The sequence below is a fragment of the Curtobacterium sp. MCBA15_016 genome (assembly GCF_001865105.1).
Taxonomy (GTDB): domain Bacteria; phylum Actinomycetota; class Actinomycetes; order Actinomycetales; family Microbacteriaceae; genus Curtobacterium.
The window spans coordinates 1-3,200 of the sequence record NZ_MJGR01000059.1 but is presented as its reverse complement, the minus strand read 5'-3'; the positions used below and the strand labels follow the sequence as shown (position 1 = coordinate 3,200).

At 70.2% G+C, this 3,200-nt stretch carries 3 protein-coding genes; all 3 read left to right on the top strand.

Annotation, left to right across the window (positions count from 1 at the left end; all coding sequences use genetic code 11):
• Positions 1 to 160 precede the first annotated feature (160 nt).
• A complete protein-coding gene (locus tag BIV03_RS17500) occupies positions 161 to 1,684 on the top strand; it encodes an MFS transporter (RefSeq protein WP_071296600.1) in 1,524 nt (507 codons plus the stop codon).
• A 292-nt stretch (positions 1,685 to 1,976) separates the two neighbouring features.
• The gene (locus tag BIV03_RS17495; RefSeq protein ID WP_070418339.1) at positions 1,977 to 2,486 is read left to right on the top strand and encodes a flavin reductase family protein; all 510 of its coding nucleotides are present in this window, start codon (positions 1,977 to 1,979) and stop codon (positions 2,484 to 2,486) included.
• A 44-nt stretch (positions 2,487 to 2,530) separates the two neighbouring features.
• Positions 2,531 to 3,145, top strand: a complete 615-nt coding sequence (locus tag BIV03_RS17490; RefSeq protein ID WP_070418340.1) for a superoxide dismutase — start codon at positions 2,531 to 2,533, stop codon at positions 3,143 to 3,145.
• Positions 3,146 to 3,200: the final 55 nt, after the last annotated feature.

The following is a 3,200-nucleotide window of genomic DNA, read 5'->3' as shown; positions in this document are numbered from 1 at the left end:
ACCGCGCCTCCCGTCCGTCTTCAGTTGCATTTGCAACCATTACCGTCCAGACGGTACACTAACGGAGTCCTGACGGGATGCGTGCACACCCCGCGTCCCGTCCGGTCCGTTCGTCAGTTCCGCCGTCGACCTGGTCCGGCTCGAAGTCCCTGGAGTCACCGTGTCCGCCCTGCTCACCAGCCCGATCCCCACTGCCGCCACCGGCAGCCGCGCCCGCCGGTTCGCCGCCCTCGCGGTGCTCATGCTGCCCGTCCTCCTCATCTCGGTGGACAACACCGTCCTGAGCTTCGCGCTGCCGTCGATCTCGCGCGCGCTGAACCCGGACGCCACCACGCAGCTCTGGATCGTCGACGCGTACCCGCTCGTCCTCGCCGGCCTCCTCGTCGTGATGGGCAGCATCGGTGACCGCATCGGCCGCCGTCGGATCCTCGTCGTCGGCGCCACCGGCTTCGCGCTCTTCTCCGTCGCCGCGGCCTTCGCCACCGACGCCTGGATGCTCGTCGCCGCACGGATCGTCATGGGCGTGTTCGGCGCGATGCTCATGCCGGCGACCCTCTCGATCATCCGCAACGTCTTCGTCCACGCGGGGGAGCGGCGGATGGCGCTCGCCGTCTGGTCCACCATGTTCGCGGCGGGCAACGCCCTCGGGCCGCTCGTCGGCGGCGTACTGCTCGCGCACTTCCACTGGGGCGCGGTGTTCCTCGTCGCGGTGCCGATCCTCGTCGTGATGCTCGTCGCCGTGCCGTTCTGCGTTCCGGAGTCCCGTGACCCGAACCCGGGGCCAGTCGACGTGCCGAGCATGTTCCTCTCGCTCGGCGCCCTCGCCCCGATCGCGTGGGCGATCAAGTCCGTCGTGCACCCCGAGGAGCGCGGCTTCGCGATCGCGATGCTCGCCGTCGGCGTCCTGTGCGGCATCGCGTTCGTCCGTCGGCAGCTCCGCTCGCGGACCCCGATGCTCGACCTCCGGCTGTTCCGGAGCACGGCGTTCACCGGCAGCGTGCTCATGAACATGGCGGCGATGTTCTCGCTGACCGGGTTCCTGTTCTTCATCGCACAGCACCTGCAGCTCGTCGCCGGCCTCGACCCCTTCGCGTCCGGCATGGTGCTGGTGCCGGGGTCGATCCTCACGATCGTGGCGGGCCTCGTCGTCGTGCCGATCGTCGCCCGGGTCGCTCCGCGCTGGGTCGTCGCCGTGTCGCTGCTGTTCTCGGCGGCCGCCTACGCGATGGTCGCGGTCCTCGGGCACCACGCCTCGATCGTGGCGCTGGCGTTCGCGTTCGTGCTGCTCGGGATCGGGATCGGTGCCTCGGAGACGGTGACGAACGACCTGATCATCTCGACGGCCCCGGCGGACAATGCCGGTGCGGCGTCGGCGATGTCCGAGACGGCGTACGAGATCGGTGCCGTGCTGGGGACCGCGGTGCTCGGGACGATCCTGGCCACGGCCTACCGGGCGCACGTCGTGGTGCCGGACGGGCTGTCCTCGTCGGCGCACACCGCTGCGCAGGAGACCCTCGGCGGAGCGGTGTCGGCGGCGTCGTCCCTCGGCGGGTCGGCGGGGCAGGCGCTGCTCGAGTCGGCGCGGGCCGCGTTCGACTCCGGCGTCACGGTGACGGCGGGGGTGGCCGCGCTCCTGATGGTGGTCGCGGCCGCCGGTGCCGTCGTCATGCTCAAGCGCCGGTAGCGCCGCGCGCGCCGCGCCGCCGCGGGCGGCGCCGCGCCGCGCCGCGCACGCCGCGCCCCGGGCGCCGCCGCGCTTGGTGAGCAGATATGGTCGGGTCGCCGCGAGCGACCCGACCATTTCTGCTCACGAAGTCGGGCTCGCGCCGCCGCACCCCGCGTCACACGGGGTCACACGGCACGCCCGGGATCGACCGAACCTGGGAATCGTTGACCTCAACCATGGTTCAGGTCATACGTTGGGACATGGCCGCGGAGCCGCGGCCCTCCCCATCGAAGGAACGACCACGACTCCCATGCCCGACGCAGCACCGGCGAACATCGCGGACGCCTACAAGGCCGCCTTCCGTGGACACCCGGCCGGTGTCGCCGTCATCACCGCCGAAGGCCCCGACGGTCCGACCGGCCTCACCGCATCGAGCGTCGCGAGCGTGGCGATCGACCCGCCCGTGCTCGTGTTCTCGCTGTCCACGAACTCCGGGTCAGCCGGGGTCGTGCTCGGCGCCCCGATCTTCGTCGTGCACCTCGTCGACTCGCTCGGCGTCGCCCTCGCCCGTCGGTTCGCCTCCACCGGCAGCCCCGCCGCGGACGACCCGATCTGGGGCACCCTGCCGTCGGGTGACCGCTACCTGCCGAGTGCCGCGAGCGCCCTGCGCTGCCGGCCCCTCTCGACCACGCCGATCGGCTCGTCGACCGTCGTCGTCGCCGAGGTCCTCGACATCGTCGTCGGCCTCGAGCGGGGCGAGCCGCTGGTCTACCACAACCGGGAATTCCACTCCCTCACCGATCGTTCCCGGCTCTCGTGAGCCGCGGAGCACCATCCGCACACCACTGATCGAAAGGAACTCACATGGCTGAGTACACCCTGCCGGAGCTGCCGTACGACTACGCCGCACTCGAGCCGCACATCAGCGGCAAGATCATGCAGCTGCACCACGACAAGCACCACCAGACCTACGTGACGGGTGCGAACACCGCGCTCGAGCAGCTCGCCGAGGCCCGTGAGTCCGGCAACCTGGCGAACGTCAACAAGCTCGAGAAGGACCTCGCGTTCAACCTCGGTGGCCACGTCAACCACTCGATCTTCTGGACCAACCTCGGCCCGGACACGAAGGTCCCCGAGGGCGAGCTCGCCGCGGCGATCGACGAGTTCTTCGGCTCGTTCGAGAAGTTCCAGGCCCAGTTCACCGCCGTCGCCACGGGCATCCAGGGCTCCGGCTGGTCCGTCCTCGCCTGGGACACCGTCGGCCAGAAGCTGACCACGTTCCAGCTGTTCGACCAGCAGGCCAACGTGCCGTTCGGTCTCGTGCCGATCTTCATGCTCGACATGTGGGAGCACGCCTTCTACCTCGACTACCTCAACGTCAAGGCGGACTACGTCAAGGCCGTGTGGAACATCGTCGACTGGGAGAACGTCGCCGCGCGCTTCGCGAACGCGAAGTCGCAGAGCTTCGTCACCCTCTGAGACGGACGCAGCGGGTCACGGTCGTGACCCGGTGAACGACGGGAGGCGCGGTGCC